At 63.1% G+C, this 17,188-nt stretch carries 12 protein-coding genes; 5 read left to right on the forward strand and 7 right to left on the reverse strand.

Features of this window, described 5'->3' with window-relative positions:
• Positions 1-14 precede the first annotated feature (14 nt).
• The 6 genes from AC6R19_RS08695 to AC6R19_RS08720 all read right to left on the reverse strand — a co-directional run bounded on the left by AC6R19_RS08695 (position 15) and on the right by AC6R19_RS08720 (position 6,092).
• Complete coding sequence (locus AC6R19_RS08695) at positions 15-1,028, reverse strand: amidohydrolase family protein (protein WP_500579407.1); 1,014 nt, start codon at positions 1,026-1,028, stop codon at positions 15-17.
• The gene (locus AC6R19_RS08700) at positions 1,022-1,570 is read right to left on the reverse strand and encodes a 3-hydroxyanthranilate 3,4-dioxygenase (RefSeq protein WP_500579408.1); all 549 of its coding nucleotides are present in this window, start codon (positions 1,568-1,570) and stop codon (positions 1,022-1,024) included. The genes AC6R19_RS08695 and AC6R19_RS08700 overlap by 7 nt, the downstream gene beginning before the upstream one ends.
• Positions 1,567-2,001, reverse strand: a complete 435-nt coding sequence (locus AC6R19_RS08705) for a RidA family protein (protein WP_500579409.1) — start codon at positions 1,999-2,001, stop codon at positions 1,567-1,569. The genes AC6R19_RS08700 and AC6R19_RS08705 overlap by 4 nt, the downstream gene beginning before the upstream one ends.
• A gap of 179 nt (positions 2,002-2,180) precedes the next feature.
• Entirely contained in the window at positions 2,181-3,629 is a 1,449-nt protein-coding gene (locus AC6R19_RS08710) for an aldehyde dehydrogenase (RefSeq protein WP_500579472.1), read from the reverse strand.
• Positions 3,629-4,417 (reverse strand): SDR family oxidoreductase, encoded by a 789-nt coding sequence (locus AC6R19_RS08715; RefSeq protein ID WP_500579410.1) that lies wholly within the window; start codon positions 4,415-4,417, stop codon positions 3,629-3,631. Before AC6R19_RS08715 ends, AC6R19_RS08710 begins: the two co-directional genes overlap by 1 nt.
• A gap of 13 nt (positions 4,418-4,430) precedes the next feature.
• On the reverse strand, positions 4,431-6,092 hold the full coding sequence (locus tag AC6R19_RS08720; RefSeq protein ID WP_500579411.1) for a thiamine pyrophosphate-binding protein: 1,662 nt from the start codon (positions 6,090-6,092) through the stop codon (positions 4,431-4,433).
• A 352-nt stretch (positions 6,093-6,444) separates the two neighbouring features.
• Here AC6R19_RS08720 and AC6R19_RS08725 point away from each other — a divergent pair, with 352 nt between their 5' ends.
• Genes AC6R19_RS08725 through AC6R19_RS08735 form a run of 3 tightly spaced genes read left to right on the forward strand, consistent with a single transcriptional unit; the run spans position 6,445 to position 9,756 of the window.
• Positions 6,445-7,143, forward strand: a complete 699-nt coding sequence (locus tag AC6R19_RS08725) for an ATP-dependent zinc protease family protein (protein ID WP_500579412.1) — start codon at positions 6,445-6,447, stop codon at positions 7,141-7,143.
• A gap of 60 nt (positions 7,144-7,203) precedes the next feature.
• A complete protein-coding gene (locus AC6R19_RS08730) occupies positions 7,204-8,736 on the forward strand; it encodes a UUP1 family membrane protein (RefSeq protein WP_500579413.1) in 1,533 nt (510 codons plus the stop codon).
• 12 nt (positions 8,737-8,748) lie between these two features.
• Positions 8,749-9,756, forward strand: a complete 1,008-nt coding sequence (locus AC6R19_RS08735) for an alpha-L-glutamate ligase-like protein (RefSeq protein ID WP_500579414.1) — start codon at positions 8,749-8,751, stop codon at positions 9,754-9,756.
• Between the two features lie 55 nt (positions 9,757-9,811).
• On the opposite strand, the gene AC6R19_RS08740 is transcribed toward AC6R19_RS08735, so the two are convergent.
• Positions 9,812-10,957: an acyl-CoA desaturase gene (locus AC6R19_RS08740; RefSeq protein WP_500579415.1), complete on the reverse strand. Its 1,146-nt coding sequence runs from the start codon at positions 10,955-10,957 to the stop codon at positions 9,812-9,814.
• A 685-nt stretch (positions 10,958-11,642) separates the two neighbouring features.
• Here AC6R19_RS08740 and AC6R19_RS08745 point away from each other — a divergent pair.
• Together AC6R19_RS08745 and AC6R19_RS08750 are read left to right on the forward strand one after the other, a co-directional pair.
• Positions 11,643-13,655, forward strand: a complete 2,013-nt coding sequence (locus tag AC6R19_RS08745; protein WP_500579416.1) for a hybrid sensor histidine kinase/response regulator — start codon at positions 11,643-11,645, stop codon at positions 13,653-13,655.
• A gap of 190 nt (positions 13,656-13,845) precedes the next feature.
• On the forward strand, positions 13,846-16,878 hold the full coding sequence (locus tag AC6R19_RS08750; RefSeq protein WP_500579417.1) for an EAL domain-containing protein: 3,033 nt from the start codon (positions 13,846-13,848) through the stop codon (positions 16,876-16,878).
• Positions 16,879-17,188: the final 310 nt, after the last annotated feature.

The raw sequence follows: 17,188 nt of genomic DNA on the forward strand, positions 1-17,188 counted from the left end.
GCGACCTCCAGGGGTCATTCAATAAATTGTGACCGCTCCAGTCCCAACCACTCCAGTGCGGTGCCGGCCAGCAGGCGGGCCTTTACGTCGTCGCCCACCGCCATGGATTTGATCAGCTTGCCCGGTTCCAATTCACCGAGCGGGAAGGGGTAGTCGCTGCCCAGGGCGATGCGGTTGGCCCCCGCCAGTTCGATCAGGTAGTTCAGCATCAACGGGTCGTGCACCAGCGAGTCGAAATATATTTTGTCCAGGTAACTCCGCGGGCTGTGGCCGTTGTCCACCGCGCACAGGTCCGGGCGCACTTCGAAGCCGTGTTCTATGCGGCCGATGGTGCCGGGAAAGGCGCCGCCGCCGTGGGCGAAGGCGACGCGCAGCCCGGGGAATTTCTGCAGCACGCCGCCGAAGATCATCGAGCAGATGGCGCGGGAGGTTTCCGCCGGCATGCCCACCAGCCAGGGCAGCCAGTACTTGGGCATCTGCTCGCTGCCCATCATCTCCCAGGGATGCACGAAAATGGCCGCGCCGAGGGATTCCGCCGCGGCCCACACCGGCTGCAGCTCCTCCTGGCACAGGTTCCAGCCGTTGATGTGGGAGCCTATCTGTGCGCCGGCCAGCCCCAGTTCTTTCACACAGCGCTCCAGCTCCCGCACCGCCAGCTCCGGTGCCTGCATGGGTATTGTGCCCAGGCCGACGAAGCGGTGCGGCTGCTCCGCCACCACGCCGGCGATATGGTCGTTGAGCAGTTTCGACAGGTCGAGGGCGTGCTCCGGTTTGGCCCAGTAGCTGAACATTACCGGTACCGTGGAAAGCACCTGCACATGCACGCCGAAATCGTCGCACTCCTGAAGGCGCACCTGCGGGTCCCAACAGTTGCTCTGCACCTCGCGGAAGAATTGTTCCCCGCGCATCATGCGCGCGCAGCCGCACTTGTGGTGGTCGAGGTGGATAAAGCCCCCGTAGCCGTAGCGCTCTTTCAGGTCCGGCCAGGTTTCCGGGAGTATGTGGGTGTGGATATCGATGGTCAGCATGATTCACTCTTGCTTTCCGCCTTTTGCTCCGGCAGCGGCATCAGGTGGCCGCAGGCGTCGCAGTGGCGGTTTTCCTCGGAGCCGAAGAAGCGCTCGAATACTGGCGGAAAGTCTTTTTCGATATTGCGCAGCTGGAAGAATTCCTCGTACAGCAGGTGGTTGCATCGGTCGCAGTACCACTGCAGTCCGTCCAGTTCCTCCTCGGTGCGCCGGCGTTCCACCACCAGGCCGACGGTATCTTTGAAACGCTGCGGCGAATGGGGCAGCCGCGGCGGCAGCAGGAACATCTCGCCCTGGCGGATGGGAATGTCCACTACCTGGCCCTGCTGGATAGTCTTCAGCAGCATGTCCCCTTCGATCTGGTAGAAGAGTTCCGGGCCCTCGTCCACATGGTAGTCCTTGCGGGTGTTGGGCCCGCCGACCACCATGACGAAGAAGCCCTGTTCCTCGAACACCAGCTTGTTGCACACCGGCGGCTTCAGGTATTGGCGGTGTTCCTCTATCCACTCGAGCAGGTTGATCGGGGGCATGATCTGTGTCATCGGGCTAGCCCTCTCTGGTCGATGGTTGCGATGCACTTGAGTTCTATGGCGATGGGGGTGGGCAGGGACAGCACTTCCACCGTGGTCCTGGCCGGCTGGTTATCGCGGAAATAGTCGGCGTAGATGGCGTTGTAGGTCTTGAAGTCCGCTTTCATATTGGTCAGGAAGACGGTGACATCCACCAGCTGGTCCCAGCCGGAACCGCACTCCTCGAGAATATTCCTGACATTGTCGAATACCGAGCGGCACTGGACGGCAATATCGTAGTCGACGATTTCTCCCTGCGGGTTCAGCGTAACTCCAGGAATATCCTTGCTGCCGCGCACCCGCGGGCCGACGCCGGATAGGAAAAGCAGGTTGCCGACACGCCGCGCGTGGGGGTAGAGGCCCACGGGTTCCGGTGCTTTGCTCGAATGAATCGCGTCGCTCATCGATCTTCCTTCTGGTGCGGTGGCAGCTGCTTGGTGCCTGTAAGAGAGACTGGTGGTGGCGCTGCTGCCGGTGGCCACCTGACAAAAAACCTCATCGGTAAACATTTGCCAGGTGGCCACCGGCATCAGGGCCTTCGCATTTGGCTAAGGTATTCTTTCCCGAGTCCCGAGTCCCGAGCTTACCCGCCATAATGGACACATACATTCTTCGTTTCGGTAAAAAACCTCAGCGCCTCCCAGCCGCCCTCGCGGCCGACGCCGGAGTTCTTCATGCCGCCGAAGGGAGTGCGCAGGTCCCGCCGCATCCAGCAGTTGATCCACACTATGCCGAAATCCAGCCGCGCGGCCAGGCGATGGCAGCGGCCCAGGTTCTGTGACCAGACGGAGGTGGCCAGGCCGTAGCCGGTGCCATTGGCGAGCCGCAGCGCTTCCTCTTCATTTGAAAAGGGTTGTATCGTGGCGACGGGCCCGAATATTTCCTGCTGGTTGGTCCGGCAGTCGATGGGCAGCCCCTCGATCAGTGTCGGTGCGACGAAGTAGCCGTCGCGACAGCGGTCGTCGATCTGCAGCCGCTCGCCGCCGCAGAGAATCTGTCCGCCTTCCTCTCTCGCCTGGGCGATTGCATTCAGCACCTTTTCCATATGGGCGGCGGAGACCAGTGCGCCCTGGTCCACGTCGGTGGTCGGGTCTCCGATTTTCAGCTGTGCCACCTGTTCCAGCAGCGCCGTCTTGAAGTCCTGGTAGATGGACGACTCCACATAGATGCGCGAGCCGCACAGGCAGATCTGCCCCTGGTTGGCGAAGGCTGCGCGCAGCACACCGTCGACGGTTTTGTCCCAGTCGCAGTCGGCGAACACCAGGGTCGGGTTCTTGCCGCCCAGTTCCAGGGACAGCTTCTTGAAACGGGGCGCGGCCTCGGCGGCGATGCGCGCACCGGTTTCCGTGCCGCCGGTAAAGGAGATGGCTTTTATTTTCGGGTGCGCGACAAGTGCGCTGCCGATATCGGCGCCGCGGCCGTGGAGGATATTCAGTACGCCGGCGGGCAGGCCGGCGGCGCGGCAGATCTCGGCCAGCATGCTGGCGGTTTTCGGCGTGACTTCCGAGGGTTTGGCGATCACGCAGTTACCCGCCGCCATGGCCGGCGCTATCTTCCAGGTGAACAGGTACAGCGGCAGGTTCCAGGGCGAGATGCAGCCGACGATGCCAAGGGGCGCGCGCAGCGTGTAGTTGATCGCGCGCTCGCCCATGGCGTGGGATTCCGACGCGTACTGGGTGATGGCGCGGGCGAAAAAGCGGAAATTGGCCGCGGCGCGTGGAATGTCGACGCTGCGCGCCAGGGCCAGGGGCTTGCCGTTGTCGCGGGACTCGGCCGCGGCCAGTTCGTCGAGGTTTTCCTCGATCAGCGCGGCGATGCGCTCGAGATATTGTGCCCGTTTTTCGATATCCAGCGCCCGCCAACCGGGCAGGGCGGATTCGGCGGCGGCGACCGCGGCCTCCAGGTCGGCCGCGGTGGAATCCACCAGCCTTCCGTAAATTTTTCCGGTGGCCGGCTCTATATTGTCCAGCAACCGGGCATCCGCCGTCGGCTCCACTATCTCGCCGCCGATATAGTTGCCGATAAGGTCCATCACAGACACCCGGTCCTGCCGCCGTCCACCGGCAGGTTGACACCGTTGATATAGGAGGCCGCCGGCGAGGCGAGGAAGGCCACCGCGTTGGCGATCTCCGGGGCCTCACCGAAGCGTCCCAGCGGGATGGTCGCCTTTTCCGCGGCTTCCACCTGCTCGCGGCTCTTGTCCAGTTTCTTCGCCTTGTTGTCGAGAATGGCCTCCAGGCGCACCGTATTGGTCGCGCCGGGCAGCACATTGTTGACGGTGATATTGTACTGGCCCAGTTCGCTGGCCAGGGTCTTGGCCCAGTTGGCCACGGCGCCGCGCACGGTGTTGGATACGCCGAGGCCCTTCAGCGGTTGCTTGACCGAGGTGGAGATGATATTGATCACGCGGCCGTAACCGGCCTCCTGCATGCCCGGCAGCAGGGCCTGTACCAGCGTCTGGTTGGATACCAGGTGCAGGTTGAAGGCGTCGACAAACGCCTGGGGATCGGCGCTGTGGGCCGGGCCCGGGGCCGGGCCACCGGTGTTGTTGACCAGTATTTCGCAGGGGCCGCCTTCCGCCAGCTGCCTTTCCACCGCCGCCCTGACCTGGGCCGGGTAGGCGAAGTCCGCCACCAAAACGGCGTGGGACTGTCCGGCGGAAGTGTCCAGGCCCTCCCGCACTGCTTCGAGCTTTTCCCGGTCGCGGGAAAACAGCACCACCGATGCCCCCAGGGTGGCCAGCTGTTCCGCGCAGGCCCTGCCTATACCCTGGCTGGAGCCGCATACCAGCGCGCGCTTGCCGCGCAGATTCAGGTCCATAGTCCACTCCCATCTATAAATCGGACAATTTCAGGTTGGGTGTCAGCGCCTCCAGTGGCAGCTGCAGCTCCAGCAGTGCCGGGCTGTTCGAATCCAGGGCCGCGGCATAGGCCGGTGCGAATTGTTCCGTCTTCGCCACCGCTTCGGCGTAAAAGCCGTAGGCCCGGGCCAGGGCGACGAAATCCGGGTTTTGCAGGTCCGTGGCGCTGGTGCGGCCGGGGTAGTTGCGCTCCTGGTGCATGCGGATGGTGCCGAGGCTGCCGTTGTTCACCACCAATAGCAGAATATTGGCGCCATACTGCCGCGCCGTGGCCAGCTCTTGCAGTGTCATCTGCAGGCAGCCGTCGCCGGCGAAGCAGATCACCTGGCGCTGCGGATAGCGCAGTTTGGCGGCGATGGCCGCGGGCAGACCGTAGCCCATGGTGCCACTGATGGGCGCCAGTTGGGTGTCTCCGCGCCGGTAGCGGAAAAAGCGGTGCACCCAGATGGAATAGTTGCCGGCGCCGTTGCAGATGATGGCGTCGTCTTCCAACTGGTCGCGCAGCCAGGTCACTATCTCGCCGTACTGCAGATTGCCGGGGATGGGGGCGGGTCTGTTCCACAGCTCGTAATCACTGCGTGCACTCTGTACCCATTCATGTCTTTCGCCGGGAACTTCGCCGGCGCCGGATTGGAGCAGCGCATTCAGCAGGTTTCCCATACCGGCATTGACCGCCAGCGCAACCGCTGGCGCACTGGCCAGTTCGTTGGCGCAGGGATGTACATAGACAATCTTCTGCCCGTTGACCGGCTGCAGGACGGTGTAGCTCTGGGTGACTATCTCACTGAAGCGGCCGCCGAGGAGAATCACCAGGTCGGCACTTTCGACGCGCCGGCGCAGGGCCGGATTGATGCCGAGACCGATGTCGCCGATATACAGGGGGGTGTCGTTGTCGAAGCGGTCCTGGCAGCGGAAGGCCGCCGCCACCGGCAGTTGCCGGCGTTCGCACCAGGCGTGCAGTTGTTCGCGGGCGCCGTGCCAGGGGCCCTCGCCACAGATCACCAGGGGCCTGAGGCTCTCCGCCAGCAGTCGGTTGAGGTGGTCTATATCCACCGGATCCGGTGCCGGAGTGGCGACGGCGGTGGATGCAGTGAGCCGGGGCCGTGGCGCGGTTTCGCGCAGCATATCCTCGGGCAGCGCCAGCACCACCGGGCCGGGCCTGCCGGCGCGGGCGGTGGTGAAGGCGCGCTGCACATACTCGGCGAGGCGGTCGGCGCGGTCGACTTCCGCCACCCACTTGGCGATGCCGCCGAACATCCGCCGGTAGTCGATCTCCTGGAAGGCCTCCCGGTCGCGGGCGTCGCGGCCGACCTGGCCGACGAAGAGCACCATCGGCGTCGACGCCTGGCGGGCCACGTGCACGCCGGCGCTGGCGTTGGTGGCGCCGGGACCGCGGGTGACGAAGCAGACTCCCGGGTTGCCGCTGAGCTTGCCGTCGGCCTCCGCCATCATGGCGGCGCCGCCCTCCTGGCGACAGGTGACGACCTGGATTTGCGGCGCATCCACAAAGGCGTCGAGCACCGCCAGGTAACTCTCTCCGGGTACGCAGAAGACGCGCTCCACGCCCTGGGCCTGCAGGCACTCCACGAGAATCTGGCCGCCGCTGGCGGCGGGCCGCTCTGCTATCTCGGTCATTGTCTTATTCTTATTGTGAAGACAAAGCAATGTCTCCCGACTATACCCGCCCGCGCAGGTGGATACAAAGCGGGAATGATCCGATGGATTGTTAGTGAGAGGTCACTGCCTGCGAGGGCGTTGGGCTCCGGCCGGTGCGGCCATACTTTTAGCCCGATCGGGCCGTGGCGCCTGCCCGATCCAGTCGTCGCGTGTTGTACCTCTTCCGGCGCGTCGCTGTTCAGTGACCGGATGGATGCGTTAATATCCCGCTTTTGCACGACACGGAGGCGGGACTCTCCGGCAAACAAAATAGGCACGGACAGCTGGATCCCTCAGGGATGGCCGAAGGGCCCTAAGGTAGTAAACAAGAATGCGGACTTTTCCCTTTATATGGTTGTTACTGGCTTCCCAGTTGCTGGTCGGCTGCGAATCGCTGCAGTTCCCCTGGCAGAAGGAACCGGCAACGGTCGAGCCAGGTGAAGTCGTGGAGACACCCGAGACCGCCGGGGAGGGCGCCCAGTGCCCCGAGCCCGTGGAAGTGGTCTGCGCCGAACCCGAAGTCAAGGTGGTGGAGCGCGTCATCGAACGAAGGTTCGAAAAGGTGGTCGAAGTGCCGGTTGCCGAGGACAAGCTGGTGCTCGGTACCGTGGAGACGGTTGCCATCGAGCCCGGCGGTCTGATCGTGGATTCCCTGGTTGATACCGGGGCCGCCACCTCCTCTCTCAGCGCCCAGGAGCTGACGCCCTTTGAGCGCGACGGCAAGGAATGGGTGAGATTCAAGCTGTTGCCGCCGGGCAGCGGCGACGAGGACGAGCCTGTCACCATAGAGCTGCCGATCAAGCGCCAGGTGCGTGTGGCGCGCCCGGGATTTGAGAGCCAGAAACGCCCCATCGTAGATATGAGCCTGACTATCGGCGACGTCACCCATATGGTGGAGGTCAACCTGACGGATCGCAGCGGCTCCGATTTCCTGCTGCTGGTCGGACGCAACTTCCTCAAGGACGCTGCGGTGGTGGACGTGAGCCGGCGCAATGTCCAGGGTGTACCCAAAATGCCCGCTGGCAAATAATCTTATAGAACACCCGGCGCCGGTCCTGCCCGGCGCCTGCACAATTATGGGGAATGGCGAATGTCGCCGCGCGCTCAGGTTTATATTCTCGCAGCACTGCTCGCCCTGATGGGCATCGGTCTGACCATCTACAAGAATCGCGCACTGGGCTTTCCGCTGCTGCCCGGTGAATACCGCACCGTCTGGACCATAGAGGCCAAGGTGGGTTTCGATGCCGACGGCGGTCCGGTCAAGGCCGCGCTCACCCTGCCCCGGGAGCAGCGCAATATGGAAGTGCTGGGGGAATCCTTCAGCTCCTCCGGTTACGGCTTCAATATCATCCAGGAAGATGACGAGTACCGCGCCGTCTGGTCGCGTCGCGCCGCCGCGGGCCCCCAGTCGCTCTTCTACCAGTTGGACGTGCACCAGACGCCGGGCGCGCCGCTGGAACAGCCGTTGGGCCTGAGCACCGAGGTGCAGAAGCCCTTTCTGGGCGCCCGCGAGCAGGAGGCGGTGCGCCAGGCCATCTACTCCCTGGTGGATTACGCCCACCAGCGCTCCTCGGATACCAAGACCTTTACCACCCAGTTGCTCACCGCACTGGGGGACACCGGCAATCAGGACCGCAACCTGATCTTCGGCTACTACAAGGACAGGTCCCTGGTGGATGTCGCCCTGCTGCTACTGGCGGCGGCGGACATTCCCGCACACCGCATCCGCGGCCTCTACCTGGAGGACGATCGGCGGAGGCTGGCTCCCGAGGACCTGCTGGAAGTCTACGACGGCGAGCGCTGGGTGGTGTTCGAGCCCATCAGCGGTTCGCCGGGGGTACCGAAAAATTTCTTTATCTGGCAGCGCGGCGGCAAGAGCCTGCTGGACGTCGAGGGCGGGCGCAATTCCCAGGTGACCTTCTCCGTCATCGCCAACGATGTGCCGGCGCGGGACGTGTCCATGCTCAAGACCAGCAAGGAGAAAGAGGCGCTGGTGGATTTCTCCATCTACAGCCTGCCGATCGAGCAGCAGAGCATCTTCAAGCTGATACTGCTGGTGCCGGTGGGCGCGCTGGTAGTGGTGCTGCTGCGGGTGTTCGTCGGCCTGCGCACCTCCGGCACCTTTATGCCGGTGCTGCTGGCGGTCGCCTTTATCGAGACGCAGCTGTTCACCGGCCTGTCGATCTTCGTTCTGATCCTGATACTCGGCCTCTGGGTGCGCTTCTACCTCAGCAGGCTCAATCTGTTGCTGGTGGCGAGGATAGCCGCGGTGGTGGTCACGGTGGTGATACTGATGGGCGCCATCAGCGTGGTCAGCTACAAGCTGGGTATAGAGCAGGCGCTGACAGTGACTTTCTTCCCGATGATCATTCTCGCCTGGACCATCGAGCGCATGTCCATTGTCTGGGAGGAGGACGGCCCCTATGAAGTGGTGGTGCAGTCCGGCGGCAGCCTGCTGGTGGCGGTGCTCGCCTGGTGGGTGATGACCAACCGCTATATCGAGCACTGGACCTTCAACTTCCCCGAGCTGCTGCTGGTGCTGTTGGCACTGATTCTGGTGATCGGCAACTACACCGGCTTCCGCCTCGGCGAGCTGATGCGCTTCCGCCAGCTCGTGAAGTAACCGGAGGCGCGGATGCTCGGCTTTTCCTTCAGGCACCTGTTCACCAAGCTGCGCGGCGGCCTGGTGTCGCCACTGGCGCTGCGCCGCATGGGCGTGTTGGGCATGAACGCGCGCAACGTCAACTATATCGCCCGCTACAACGACCGGGATAAATACCCGATCGTCGATGACAAGCTGAACACCAAGCGCGCCGCCAGGCGCTACGGTATACCCTCGCCGGAGCTGATTGCCGCCTTTGAGACCCAGCCCAGCCGCTCGCGTGTCATGGAGGTGATAGAGCCGCTGTGGCAGTTCGTGATCAAGCCGGCGCGGGGGTCCGGCGGCAAGGGCATTCTGGTGATCGTCGGGCGCAAGGGCGACAAGTACCTGAAGCCCTCCGGTGCCGAAGTGACGGCGCTGGACATACTGCGTCACGTCAGCAATATCCACAGCGGCCTCTACAGCCTGGGCGGCAAGCCGGACCGGGTGATGGTAGAGGCGCTGGTGGATTTCGATCCGGTATTCGACAACTACTCCTTCGAGGGGGTGCCGGATATCCGCGTGATCGTGTTCCGCGGATTCCCGGTGATGGCCATGCTGCGCTGCTCCACCCACGATTCCGACGGCAAGGCCAATCTGCACCAGGGGGCCGTGGGTGTCGGTATAGATCTGGCCACCGGCAGGAGCTGCCACGCGGTGCAGCGCGGACTGCGCATTGACAGGCACCCGGACACGGAGATGCCGTTCGACAAGCTGCAGGTACCGGACTGGCGCGACCTGGTACGCCTGGCGGCAAGCTGCTACGAGATGACCGGCCTCGGCTACCTGGGCTGCGACATAGTGCTGGACCGCAAGCGCGGCCCGTTGCTGCTGGAGGCCAATGCGCGCCCGGGGCTGGCGATCCAGGTGGCCAACGGCGTCGGACTGCGCCGCCGCCTGCAGCATATTGAGCGCCTGGAGCTGGAGCAGCTGGAAAAGAATGTGGAAGAGCGGGTGAATTATTCCATGCGGCAGTTCGCCGCCGGGGGCAGCGAACTGTAAGGGCGGGCCCCCGGCGCCCCTCGATAATAATCCCGGAGTAAATTACCGAGCGCCGCTAGGCGGCGCTCGGGCAGAGATGGAACTGCTCCATCATGATCGCCAGGCGCTTGCGCTGCATCTTCAGGCTGTACTCCAGTTCCTTGACCCTTGTGCGGATGGCCGCGCTCTCCCACTTGGCCAGCAGGCGCTCGCGGGCGTTTTCGTAGCGGCGGGACTGCAGCTCCTTCCACTCGCCCAGGGCGGCGGAAAATTCCTGCGCTTCCTTCTCCAGCAGCTGGCGCCAGCTCTCCCTGTGGCTGGACTGCTGCAGCTTTTGCTCCGCGCGCTTGAACTGCATGGTGAGCATGGCGCGCTGGATGCGCATCGTCGGCACCGTCTTCAGGTTGCGCGCCAGTCCCAGCCAACTGGCGGTCCTGATCAGCCACTTGGTGGGGTCCCACTGGTACCAGCGGATGCCGTTGCGATAGTCGGTCTGGAAGATGTGGTGGTAGTTGTGGTAACCCTCACCGAAGGTGAAAAAGGCCAGCAGGTCGTTGTCCCGCGCGCTGTTCTCATCGGTATATGGGCGACGGCCCCAGATGTGCGCCAGGGAGTTGATAAAGAAGGTGGTGTGGTGGTTGACCACGATGCGCAGCACGCCGGCGAGCAGCAGCATGCCGGCGATGTCACCGGTGAGCCAGCCCAGCAGCAGCGGCAGGCCCAGGTTCATCGCCAGGGTGATGGGGACATAGTGATTGTGTTGCCACATCACTATCTTGTCCCGCTGCAGGTCCTTGGCGTTGTCGAAATCCACCTGGCCGCTGGGATAGTCCCGCAGCATCCAGCCGATATGGGAGAACCAGAAACCGCGCCTGGCGGAGTAGGGGTCTTTGTCGTTGTCGTCCACGTGCCGGTGGTGGCGGCGGTGGCCGGAACCCCAGATCAGGATGCTGTTCTGCAGTGCGGCGGCACCGAAAAGGGCGAACAGCAGGCGCAGGGACCAGTGGGCCTCATAGGTGCGGTGCGACCAGAGGCGGTGGTAGCCGGCGGTGATGGAAAAGCCGCAGAGGGCGCCGTAGACGGCGAAGGCCAGCCACTGGTACCAGTGGTAGCCATAGAGTATGCCGTACAGGGGCACAAGAATCAGTGCCGCCAGCGCCGTGCTGGAAAACAGGATGGTGGTGACCCACAGGCGTGGCGGGGTCTCTGGAACTGCATTCATAGAACAACCTTTCTTGTGCGCTACTGCGAGTTTGCGGGATGAAGCATTGTAGATCGAGACCGGTTGGTCGACTGCAAGGCGCCCGCAGCTTGGCAGATGCTACCTGATCCCGTTGAGCAAGGCACCTTTGTGAGGCAGAGATTGGGAACTCTGCCAGACTTCCGGTCACGCTTGTGCCTGTATTTGGTGCGCCGGGTTCGAACGGGGAGCCCTGTTGGTTCACGCGCCCGCCGCATTTCCCCGATCGGCGGGTCCAGAGCCGTCGGAAGGCGGTAGGTGCAAACTTGGCATAGGGGTTGCAATACTACTGACGTAGGCCGCAAGGCCTGCGCTCCGGGAATCCATCACGGGGTTATGGCAAACCTCCGGCCAACGGCCGGAACCAGGTGAAACGAACTGCGTGACTTCCCGTTTTCTCTCATCATCGCTGATTCAGGCCCCGCATTGCGGGGCCTTTTTTTATTCGGTCCATTCATGGCTCGGAATGCCGAACCGCTCCCCCTACGGGCAGCCTTCGGCTGCGCAACACGGCAATCCCTGCCGTTTTGTTATAACCAGTTCTTCGATGGCGGACTCCAATTCACCTTTATTACTTCTAGCCGCAGCGGCCTGGCGCTCTTTTCACGGCAGGGGATAAATGATTCACTTAGCCGGTGAAGATGAAAAAGCCCCTAAAGTAATCCGTGTGTCCGAGCAAGCGTCCCCTGAGATTCCCGATCTGCCGCTACAGTTGGCCTCGCCCGACGAGCTGAGCGCGCTCGAACCGGAGCAGCTCGCCCGGCAGGCGGTCTACCTGCAGAGCCTGCTGCTGGAGGTGGACTGCGGCCTGTGGGAGTGGCACCCGCACAGCGGTCGCCAGCGGGCCCAGGGCATTGTCTGGTCCGTATTCGATGACGACGGGCAGTCGGCCCTGAGCAGTCTCTGGACGGGCGACGACCTGAGCCTGGTACATTCCGATGACCGTGAAAAACTGCGGTCACTGCGCTGCCGGCTCAGTTCCCAGGGCGGTTACATCGATGTCACCTTCCGCGCCTACGACAGGGCCGGGCAGCTCTACTGGCTGCGCCTCTGGGGACGTGCACTGACCCTCACTGACGGTGAGGGAGGCGGGCGTTTTGTTATCGGCGGCTGCGCCGACTATACCGAGGCGCTGTCGGTGCGCTACCTCTGCAGTCTTCCCGGCGAGCGACCGCTGCAGGCGCTCGCCGGCGTCGGCGACGGCCTCTGGGAGTGGGACCTTCGTGCCGATGAGGTGGTGCTGGACAAGGCCTGCTGGGCAATGCTCGGTTACGAACACAGCCCGGAGGACAATGATGCGCGCACTGCACTCTCGCACTGGAAATCGCGCATGCTCCCGGAGGATTATCCCCGCGCCGAGCAGGCGATGCAGGACCATGTGCGCGAGCAGTTGCCACTGGATGTGGAATTCCGCCTCTGGCACAGGGACGGCGGTATCGTCTGGGTGCGCTGCCGCGGCCAGGTACAGCGCAACAGCAGGGGCACGCCGGTGCGGTTGCTCGGCGTGTTGCAGGATATTACCGGCAGCCGCGAGGCACTGTTGCGCTCCGAGCGGGAACTGCAGCAGCAGCGGCAGGAAAATGCCAATCGCGCAGACCTGCTGTTCAGTCTCAGCCACGAACTGCGCACCCCGTTGAACGCGATACTCGGCTACAGCCAGATGGTGGAACTGGACCAGAGCCTCAATCCGGACCAGCGCCAGCGCCTCGGGGAGATCCGCCGCGCCGGGCAGCACCTGCTGCACCTGGTGGGTGATGTACTGGAGCTGGCGCGCATCGACAGCCACCGGCTGGCACCGTCGATGGAACCGATGCAGCCGGCGGCACTGGTGGCCGACTGCAAGCGCTTGTTGGAGCCGCTGGCGGAGACCCGCCGCGTCAGCCTTATTTTCGAACCCCTGGGCTGGGAGTCCGCCTATATCTGCGCCGATCCGGTGCGCTTCAAGCAGGTGGTGCTGAACCTGGCTGGCAATGCGGTGAAGTACAACCGCGAGAACGGCCGCGTGGTGATCAACTTCGCCCCCCAGGCGGAGGGCTGGTTGCGGCTCAGTATCCTGGATACCGGCAAGGGTATTCCCGAGGAGAAGCGCGCGGAAGTCTTCGAGCCCTTCAACCGCCTGGGAGCGGAAAAGGGGCAGATAGAGGGCACCGGCGTGGGCCTGGCCATCGCCAAGCGGCTCACCGAGGCCATGGGCGGGCGCATCGATTTCGACAGCCACGAGGACCAGGGCTCGATATTCTGGATCGAGTTCCCCCTGATAGACGCGCCGGTGGAGGTGATGCAACTCTCGGCCAAGCCGAGTGCGTCGGTCACTTTTCCCGCCTGCCGCATCCTGCAGGTGGACAACCGCCCCGCCGGTATCAGTCGCCTGAAGGCCATGCTGGGTGCCTATCCCCAGGTCCAGCAGCTGGTTGCTACCGATGCGGTTGAGGCCATATTCACGGCCCGGACCCAGCGCCCGGATGTGGTGCTGTTCGACTCCTCGGTGCCGGGCATGTCCACCGCCGATATTGCGCGAATACTGAAAGAGGACCCGCTGACGGAGTCCGTGTGTTTCGTGGCTATCGGCGAATACGGCGGCGAGGAGTGCGATGCGGCTCTGCCCGAGGGGTTTGAGTTGGTACAATTGTCTCAAGTGTTGAGGCGGTGTATTGCCATTACTGCGGGCGCGAACCGGTAAGGTTCGGCCCTCTCGAAATATATTTCATCTGTTGTTGCGTGCTCGACTACACTTGCCCCCGTTCAGCCATAACAACTTTCCAATAGCGGCTGTAAGGAATCCCTGGACAAGCGCCCGGAAATCTCTTCGTTCAGAGATCCCACGATTCAGGCAATACTCACGGAACGATACCAATAAACCGAGGAAGTGGATGTCTGTCATTCTCCCGGATAGCCGCTCGGTCGGGCGGGAATTCCGACAAAGTCTTTGGGTCTCGGCGCTGCTATTGGCTGTTTTCAGCGGTTCCTTTGTGGTGGTCTGCAAACAGCTGCTCAGCTTTAACGGTGGCAGTGCGGTTATCTGGTTTGCCGATGCGATCGCCATCGCCTTCCTGGTCAGGCGCCCGCCGCGGGACTGGCCGCCGCTGGTCGGTACCTTTTTTGCCGTCAACGTCATGCTGGGCCTGGCCATGGGGTTTGAAATCAGTGCGGCGGCGCTCTATACCCTGGCGGGCCTCGCCGAGGTACTGCCTGCGGCCTGGCTGCTGCGACGCTTCTATCCCGCGGGAAACTATTTCGACAGCCTGGAGCAGTGGGCCGGCTTTACGCTGGTCACCGCGGCGCTGCCGCCGTTGGCCAGCGCCAGTCTCGGTGCCGCAATCGCCGCACTGCGTACGGGTATCGATTACTGGACCCTGTTCCCCGCCTGGTACCTGGCGGACGCGGCGGGGATCCTGGTGCTCCTGCCCCTGGCCCTGAAATGCAATCTGGAATCCCTGCGGGGACTCCTGGACCGCGCCCTGTTGGTCAGGCTGCTGGTTGTATCCACCGTTGCCATCGGGTCGATTTTCCTGATCCTCGAACTGGCCCTGCTCCCCTTCGTATTCGTTGCCCTGCCCCTGATCTGGGTGGCCACCAGGCTGCCGCTGTTCCAGACGCTGGCGGTTATTTTCAGCGTCATCCTGCTGTTGACACTGAGATATGTCGGCATAGAGTCGCATCCCAATCCCAGTATCTCCCCTGCATCGGGACAGCAGACCGGTGTTTCGCTGGTACTGGTCATTTTCGCGGCCGCGATCCCCGCCTATGTGATGGCCGTCTACACCAATATCGAGCGCAATCGCAATGCGCGCATCGTGGAGATGGAGAGCAGCTTCCGCGCCGCGGTGGAGAAGTCCCGCATCGGCATGCTGCTGGTTTCGCTGGACGGCATTGTCCTGCGGGCGAATGCCAGTTTCTGTGACTTCCTGCAGTACCCGGAGCAGGAACTGGTCGGCCGCAGCATTTTTGATATCACCTACGCCGAGGACCATCCGGAAAGCCGCGCCTTGTGGCTGTCTTTCGCCAGGGGAGAGCGGGAGGCACCGCATATGGAGAAGCGCTATGTGCGCCGGGATGGCGCCGTGGTCTGGGGCCATCTTTCCTATTGCCTGGCCCGTGGCGTCGAGGGCGAGCCCCTGTATGCCCTGGCCCAGGTAGAGGACATCGACAGGCGCAAGCACAGCGAAGCCGGCCTGCTGGAATCCAGGGAGCGGCTGCAGGTGACCCTTTCCTCCATCGCCGACGCGGTGATCTCCACCGACGTCCACCTGCGCGTCAACTTTATGAACCCGGTCGCCGAGCAGATGACTGGCGCCGCGCTGGAGCAGGCGCTCGGGCAGCCGATTGATACCATTTTCCATGTCACCGCGGGGCGCGACGGCAAACCGCTGGGCAACCCGGTGGAGGAGTGCCTGCAGCGGGGGGAGGCGGTGCGCGGCACCGAGGGCGCGGTACTGCACAGCCGCGACGGGCGCAGCTACGATATCAAGAACTCGGCATCGCCCCTGAAGACGGAGCGCGGCGAGTTGCTGGGCGCGGTGATGGTCTTCCAGGATGTCAGCGAGTCGCGCCAGCTGATCCGGCAGCTGAGCTACAAGGCCTCCCACGACGATCTCACCGGCCTGCCCAACCGCGACGCCTTCAAGCGCGAACTGCTGAAGGCCATCGAGAGTGTGCGCGACAGTGACCAGCGCCACGCGCTGGCCTATATCGACCTGGACCGCTTCAAGGTGATCAACGACAGCGCCGGGCACCTGGCCGGCGATGCACTGCTGAAGAAAATCAGCAAATACCTGCGCGCGCTGCTGCGCTCGTCCGACAGTGTCGCACGCCTCGGCGGTGACGAGTTCGGGCTGCTGTTCCGCAACTGCACCAAGGAGCAGGCGAAGCTGCGCTGCGAGCAGTTGATCCGCCAGATTGTCACCCTGCGCTTTCCGTGGAACCAGCGCGTCTACGATGTGGGGGCGAGTATCGGCATCACCGAGATCAGCCCCAGCAACGACCGCCTCGGCGACCTGCTCAGCCAGGCGGACGTGGCCTGCTACTCCGCCAAGCACGGCAGCCGCGGTACCGTGATGATCTACGAGATGGAGCAGAGCGCCGCGGCCGAACAGCACCGGGAAATCATCATGGCCTCGGCGATCCGCGAGGCGCTGGACGAGAACCGGCTGACGCTCTGCGCCCAGGCCATTGCCAAGACCGCGGACAGCGCCGCGATCAGTCACCACGAGATGCTGGTGCGCATGGTCGACGACTACGGCAAGCTGATATTGCCGGCCGCCTTTATACCCGCCGCGGAGCGCTACGGACTGATGCTGCAGATCGATCGCTGGGTGATGGATGAAGTCCTGGTGCGGCGCGCGGCGCAGATCTGCGCAGCGAAAATACACTTTTCCCTGAACCTGTCCGCCGATGCGCTGGGCGATACGGAGTTCCAGTCACACCTGATCAAGCTGCTGGAGCAGACGCCGATTCCGCTCGCGCGCATTGGCTTCGAAATCACCGAGACGGCGATGGTCAACCAGATGGACAGTGCCAGCCACTTTGTCGCGACCCTGCGCAGGATGGGATGCAAGGTGGCGCTGGACGATTTCGGCAACGGCCTCAGTTCATTCAATTACCTCAAGGCCTTCTCCATCGACTTTATCAAGATAGACGGCAGCTTCGTGCGTCAGGTGGAATCCAATTTCGTCGACCTGATCATCGTCGAGTCCATCCACCAGGTGGCGCACCGCCTGGGGGCGAAGACCATCGCCGAATATGTGGAGGACGCCTCCACCGCGGCGCGCCTGCGCAGCATCGGTGTGGACCTGATACAGGGTTACCATATCGGCAGGCCGGAGCCACTGGATCGGCTTTTACATATGGAAACCGAAAATACCGAAAATATTTCGAGTAAAATCGATGCGTTAATATTGGGGTAGAAAACTTTACATCGCTATAAAATAAGCTGGCGCAGGAATTGTTCTGTTTTTGCCAATCTCTCGTCAATAGCTGTTTTCCCTTCATGATTTTTGCGTTGCGGTCTTTATACTGGTTCGCGCAATAGCGGTCAGGATTCCCGCGTTGGAGCCACAAGCGATATCGCATGGAATCGTCGTTCCCGACCGGACAAATGGAACCGCAAACCTCTCTGTTCACCCGCTTCGCGGATTGGTTGTTTTTTGGGGGGGCCGCAAAACCGACAAACCGTCCCATTGCTGCAGTCGGCGGTGCCGCATGTCTGCTTTGCGC

It is taken from the genome of Microbulbifer sp. SE14 (assembly GCF_059834885.1).